At 42.4% G+C, this 6,479-nt stretch carries 5 protein-coding genes; 3 read left to right on the top strand and 2 right to left on the bottom strand.

Features of this window, described 5'->3' with window-relative positions; genetic code table 11:
- Positions 1–47: 47 nt before the first annotated feature.
- Entirely contained in the window at positions 48–1,328 is a 1,281-nt protein-coding gene (locus HWQ43_RS10260) for an ATP-binding cassette domain-containing protein (protein ID WP_292732644.1), read from the bottom strand.
- 447 nt (positions 1,329–1,775) lie between these two features.
- Here HWQ43_RS10260 and HWQ43_RS10255 point away from each other — a divergent pair, with 447 nt between their 5' ends.
- Positions 1,776–2,498 carry a Uma2 family endonuclease gene (locus HWQ43_RS10255; RefSeq protein ID WP_292732642.1) on the top strand — a complete coding sequence of 241 codons (723 nt, stop codon included), beginning with the start codon at positions 1,776–1,778 and terminating at the stop codon, positions 2,496–2,498.
- 12 nt (positions 2,499–2,510) lie between these two features.
- Here HWQ43_RS10255 and HWQ43_RS10250 read toward each other — a convergent pair whose 3' ends face one another.
- On the bottom strand, positions 2,511–5,249 hold the full coding sequence (locus HWQ43_RS10250; protein WP_292732640.1) for a CBS domain-containing protein: 2,739 nt from the start codon (positions 5,247–5,249) through the stop codon (positions 2,511–2,513).
- Between the two features lie 151 nt (positions 5,250–5,400).
- Here HWQ43_RS10250 and psbZ point away from each other — a divergent pair, with 151 nt between their 5' ends.
- The gene (gene psbZ / locus HWQ43_RS10245) at positions 5,401–5,589 is read left to right on the top strand and encodes a photosystem II reaction center protein PsbZ (RefSeq protein ID WP_179068007.1); all 189 of its coding nucleotides are present in this window, start codon (positions 5,401–5,403) and stop codon (positions 5,587–5,589) included.
- A gap of 192 nt (positions 5,590–5,781) precedes the next feature.
- Positions 5,782–6,360: a 6,7-dimethyl-8-ribityllumazine synthase gene (gene ribH / locus HWQ43_RS10240; RefSeq protein ID WP_289799467.1), complete on the top strand. Its 579-nt coding sequence runs from the start codon at positions 5,782–5,784 to the stop codon at positions 6,358–6,360.
- The last annotated feature ends 119 nt before the right edge of the window (positions 6,361–6,479 follow it).

Raw genomic sequence — 6,479 nt, 5'->3', positions numbered from 1 at the left:
CGCACGGATCTAACTGAGAGGTGCGGGGAATAATATCCCCCATCGACTCAACCATGTCCCAGTTGTTGACGCAAAAGCTGATAGCTGAGATTAGTATTGGCAGCTTGCATATTTTCCAAAAGTGTGTATTGGCGATTTACCAATTCGTAGGTTTGATCGAGATATACAGCTTTCATGGTTGGTGTGAGCAAAACCTCACCTGATTCCAAAACTGCTGTTTGGTTTTCCATCCCCAAAATTGCTTTTACCAGACTCGATTTACCAGAACCGTTTGCGCCGATCATGGCAATGCGATCGCCAGATGATATATGCAGTTGAATATTTTGAATCAAGAGACGTTCTGATATCCTAAGATTTGCACCCTGAATATTAATTAGATTTCGGCGCTTTGGATTTTTTTCTTCTAGCTGAATACTCGTTAATTTAGTAGTTTTGACCTTTGTCTCTGCAACCTTTTGATTAGCCTTTGCTACTGCTGCTTCATGTTTCTTTTTCGCAGTTCCGGTAGACACCTCAGCTTTAGTTTTAATCAGCCCTGCTGCCATTCTATCAATACTGCCATTAAGAAACTTGGCGCGACCGTTACGGCTAGATTGGGCTGCGCGTTGCTGTTCTTGCATAGCTGTGGCTTGGGTACGTTTGAGTTCCTTTCTGGCGGCTTCGTGCGATCGCAATGCTACCTCTAACTCTATTTCTTTCTGTTCTCGATAGTGTGAGAAATTACCGCCATATACTTTCACGCCAGCAGGTGTAAGTTCCCAGGTGACATCTGTCACTTGATCTAAGAAAAAAGGCTTATGCGAGACAATTACAAAAGCACCTGTAAAATCTTGAAAAAACTGCTTTAAGCTTTCTAATGCTTGCAAATCCATGTGATTTGTTGGCTCATCAAGTAACAGTAGGTTTGGTTTTTGAGCTAAACCGATTGCCAGAAATAGTTTAGTAAGTTCTCCACCGCTCAAGTTAGTAATTGGTAGTGACAGGTCAAGGTTTGTGTGAAACTGTGTTTGTAAAATCTCCTCAATCTTCCACCATTCATCAGAGATATAAATCAAAAAATTAAGCACTGTCTCTGCTGTAATTTCTTGTCTGATAATACTGATTTGTGGCAAATAATAGATAATACCATTACGTAAAATCGAGCCTGTCTTGGGGCTGAGTTGACTTGCAAGTATCTTGAATAGGGTTGATTTTCCTATTCCGTTGCGACCGACTAAAGCAATGCGATCGCCTGCCTCAATACTCACATGAACTCCTTGAAACAAAGTGTTATCCACACTGAGTTTATATCCTAAATCCTCAGCTAGTAATATTGATTTTTTCGGCATTATTTTCAAACCTCAATTCGCAAACCTCCACCAGCATGTTCATAACAATTGCGGGTAGATTAGACGCAAAAAAAACTCAGCCGTAGACAGTTGTCAAGCGGTTCTATGTGGATAGGAGTGATGACAATATTTTTAGTGCATGACTATGTGAAGTAACCCTGTCAAACTAGTTGATTTATTCTTCGTTGACATTTGTTGCTTTGGCGCAACAGGTGTTTGGTACTACTTCATTTGAGCTATCTCGCTGGAGTTGTAATGAGGTTTCATATTGACTACAGTGTAACACTAAGGAATTTCGGAAAGCGAGGATGTGATGTCTGACGACAAGCCGCAAAGCGTCTACGTTTTTTTCTTCTCTGTGCCTTCTATGCCTCTGCGGTAGAATGCGATCGCTAACTACAAAACTGCTAAAGTAAATTTATAACTACTTGATGCCATATCCATTCTATGACCATTGCTCAAGAATTAGATTCTCAAGAAGGCATCTGCCAAGATGTTATATTTCCCCCTGGTGATTTATATAGTGACGAACCTCCCTTGGAAAGCGAACTGCATTTACGACAAATAATCCTACTTTTAACGTGTCTGGAATGGTTGTGGCGAGATAGAAATGATTTCTATGCGGCGGGAAATCTGACTATCTACTACAGTCCGCGCCAACGCAAATCAGAATACTTCCGAGGACCAGACTTTTTTGTTGTGCTGGGAACTGAACGTAAAACCCGTAAAAGTTGGGTAGTCTGGGAAGAAGATGGCAAATATCCGAATGTAATTTTAGAAATTTTGTCTAACTCAACAGCTAATACTGACAAAGGTTTAAAGAAAACAATTTATCAAGACACCTTCCGCACACCCGATTATTTTTGGTTTGACCCTTACACACAAGAATTTGCGGGATTTCATTTAGTAGATGGAGAATATCAACCTCTACAAGCAAGTGAACAAGGATATTTGTGGAGTCATCAGCTAGGGTTATATTTGGGAGTTTATGAAGGTTTATTGCGATTTTTTACACGAGATGGGCAACTAGTACCAACACCAGAAGAAACGGCAGAACAAGCCGAACAAAAGGCAGAACAAGCCGAACAAAAAGCTGAACAAGCCGAACAAAAAGCTGAACGTTTAGCAGCAAAACTGCGGGAGTTAAATATCGATCTAGATACACTTTAGACCAGAGCTATTTCATTTAGGATAGTGTTGCGCTAAAAATTCCTCAGCTTCAGTCTTATCTTTAATTATTTCATCCAAGGTAGCAGCAAGCATATCATCTAATATCTGCCGATATTGAGGCCCTGGTTTGTAACCAAGTTTCTTTAAATCATTACCATTCAATAGTGGCTGCACATTAGTCCAAACAGTTAAATATTCCCAAATCTGATGTCTAAGCGATCGCGGACTTTGCACAGCAATTAAAATCAGCATTGGTAAATCATACTGTCGCAACAACTGTACTACTTGACTAGGACTTTCACACTCAAGCAAAGATTCCATTACCTCAGTTTGGGCAGAAGCCAAGTTTTGCAAGCGTTTAATGCTATCTTCTTGCAGCTGTAGATTCTTGGCAACTTTTGCCCGATATTGTGGTTTTAGATGGGCGATTAACGCTTCTAAACGCATTTCCCAATGGATGAGTGTCGGTTGCGGGTCAAATCGCTGCAAACAACTTTCTAGCAAACGTAATTGTCGTAGAATTTCCAGATTTAGCTTCAGGCTAGGATGGATGCATTGCAATGCCCCTAAGTTATCTAGCAACTGCAAAGCCGATTTCCAGTAGGGGGCTTCTAAGATGTGTTTTAATTCTGTTTTCAGTCGCGTTTGCAGGGCTGGAGTTCTGCTATTCTCTTGAGCAGTGCGATCGTAAACACCACTGTTGATGGCATAGTGAATAAACTCTTCAGTCTGTGGTTCAATTTCAAATCCGAAGCGCACGGCAAAGCGCACGCCACGAAAAATGCGGGTAGGGTCTTCGATAAAGCTATTAGCGTGCAAAACCCGAATTTGCCTAGATTGTAAATCTAGTAAACCACCAAAGAAATCAAGTAACTCACCAGCACGAGGGGAAGTCAGGCGCAAGGCGAGGGCGTTGATGGTAAAATCTCGACGATACAAGTCTTGACGAATGGAACTCGCCTCAACTTCTGGATTCGCTGCTGGGTAAGGATAAAACTCTGTTCTAGCCGTGGCAATATCTACCCAAAGAGAATCTAATTCTGGGTCTTTGTGCCACAGCAAAGCCGCAGTTTGAAAAGCCCCGTGGATTTCTAAACGAGCCGCAGGGTAAAGTTGTTGGAGTGCCTTTGCTAGTTCTACACCAGCACCAACATCTGCTGATTTGTGAAAGCCATCAACTACTAAGTCAATATCTTTAATCATCAAAGTGTCCGATGTTGCTTCCGCTAATAGCAAATCCCGCACCGCACCCCCGACAAGATAAAGATGCCAACCCCGTTTTTCTGCCTCTAGCGATGCTGTGGTGAGTAGCTGCCATAATTGAGGAGCAAGGCGATTTTGCAACTCAGTGCTAAGAGGAATTTTGAATTTTGTTAGCGCAGCGTTAGCGAGTCCGAGAGCGTCATTTTGAATTTTGAATTTTTGTCCCTCTTCGTTTTCATCCCTTTCTTGATGTAATTCCCGCAAGACATCAGTACGAGTGACAAGACCAACTAACCGCTCATTCTCTAATACTGGCAAGCGTCCGATATCATAAGTCACCATTAGCGACTCAATTTGTGGCAGTGTTGTATCTGGTGTAATTGTTTTAAGATTTCTTGTCATGTAGCCCCTGACTGGCGCATGACTAAAGCCGTGGTGTAAGGCGATATCAATATCTCGCCGCGAAATAATGCCTACTAGTTGCCCTTGAGTATCGACTACAGATAAACCAGAGTGTCTATAGCGTAATAAAATGCGCTGGGCTTCGGCAATTGTGGTTTCAGGCAGAATTGTGCGCACAGGAGAAGACATCAAATCCCTAGCAGTAAGGGGATGGGGAATTTGTGCTTTTACCCCGTCAAGGAGTTGTTTTAATATTGCCTGCGAATCTACTTTGCGTAGGTTTAGCGATGCGGCTTGCGAATGACCGCCGCCCCCCAATGGTTGGAATAATAGATTAAGATTTGTTTTGGGAATTTGCGATCGCCCAATTATAGTTAAGCGTAAATCGTTTTCACCGAAAGTATACTCATTAGCCAACAGTAGGGCATCAATTTCGGTTAATTCTACAAGTTCTGAAGCCAAACTCGATAGCCCTGGCACAAAAGCATTTGTTTTCAGAATTACCCAAGCAACAGTATATCCACGTAGACAAAGATATTCTAAACTTTCTAGAGATTCAGTTAATAACTGTTGCAATTGCAAAGACAAGCCAGGGTCACGGTAGGTAGAAATTACCGATAAACTTGCACCTTGTTGCATCAACCAAGCCAAAGCTAAGGCATCCCTTGGGGTAGACTGGTCAAAGGTCAAGGAGCCAGTGTCAACGTGGATACCCAAAGCCATCACAGTCGCTTCAGCAGAAGTCAAGGAAATTTCTTGTTGTTGCAATTGCTCCACAATTAAAGTTGTGGCGGCTCCTACTGAAGAAATATGCGATCGCGTCGCCGGAATATCTGATTCTTGTCCTAAGTGATGGTCATAAACTATAATTTCTTTCAGATTGGGTAAATCTAACCACTCAGCAGCTTTACCCAAGCGATCGCGCAGTTGCGTATCCACCACAGTCAGAGAGCGAATTTTTTCTGGATTCACCGAACGGCGTTCAATCAGCGGATATTCATCTCGATGCAATGCTAAAAAATCCCGCACAGGAGGATGAGAACCGCCAGTCAGCACAATCTTACTTCCCGGTAGTAAGCGCGTTAACCCTACTGCTGCTCCTAATGCGTCAAAATCAGCTGTTGTGTGGCAAAGAATTAAATCCATAGTTAAGAGTCATTAGTCATTAGTACTTAGACGAAAGGACAAATGACTAAAATGTTGCAATTTCTGCTAGCTTAAAAATAATAAGAAAGTGTCAGTGTCGCCCTTTAGGATATTCTATCCTTAGTATTTCGCTGTATTGGGAGAATCAAAAATGACCATAATATTCCAATTTGCCTTGATAGGTCTAGTCTTGTTGTCTTTTGTCCTAGTTGTTGGCGTTCCGGTTGCTTACGCTACTCCCCAAAATTGGGGTGAATCTAAAAAACTGCTCTGGGTTGGTTCTGGGGTCTGGATTGGTTTGGTGTTTTTAGTTGGTTTGTTAAACTTTTTTGTCGTGTAGGCGACGGCTTCGCTCTGGCGCAGGCACATAATATAAGAACTAGAGGGGCAGAAAAGCCAAGGTCAAAGGTTAAGGGAAACAAGGGATTTTTTCTTTTTCCTACTAACTTAATTTTGACCACGCTTTCCTGCTCCTCTACATTTAAATAAGAAATGTATATTGGCCAGAAGTATAGTTGATAAAGAGGCAGTCATGGCAGTTTTCGAGGGAACTTTTACCCAAACGGAGCCTTTGCGGTTTGCAGTGGTGATTGGTCGATTCAATGACCTTGTTACCGGAAAGCTGCTAGAGGGATGTCAAGATTGTTTAAAACGCCACGGTGTAGACCCTAATCCCCAAGGTAATCAGGTGGACTATGTTTGGGTTCCGGGAAGTTTTGAGGTACCTTTAGTAGCTCGCCAATTAGCACTTTCCCATCGTTATGATGCTGTAATTTGTCTTGGCGCAGTCATTCGAGGACAAACACCCCATTTTGATTACGTATCCTCAGAAGTTTCTAAAGGCATTGCCGCCGCTAGCTTTCAAACTGGGGTGCCAGTAATTTTTGGCATTTTGACAGTAGATACTATGCAGCAAGCCTTAGAACGGGCAGGCATAAAAGGTAATCATGGGTGGGATTACGCCCTGAATGCCCTAGAAATGGCAAGCCTGATGCGGCAACTGCGTTCTAACCTGGCAGAGCCATATTCTCGTAATAGCCAGTCTTTGCCAGCCGCTTTTCCAAGTGCCAGCGTTGGCAATTTAACTTTGGAGTCAGAAGAACTCGGCTAGTCTGTCATTAGTCATTTGTCCTTTGTCCTTTGTTATTCACTAATGACCAATGACGAATGACTAATGACTATATTAAGGGGTTGACAATTACAGATAAATCTGCGATATTTATATTTGGG

Source organism: Nostoc sp. JL31, from assembly GCF_017114965.1.
GTDB classification, from domain to species: domain Bacteria; phylum Cyanobacteriota; class Cyanobacteriia; order Cyanobacteriales; family Nostocaceae; genus Nostoc; species Nostoc punctiforme_A.
The sequence above is the reverse complement of the archived record's forward strand: the minus strand, read 5'-3'. Positions and strand labels throughout refer to the sequence as shown.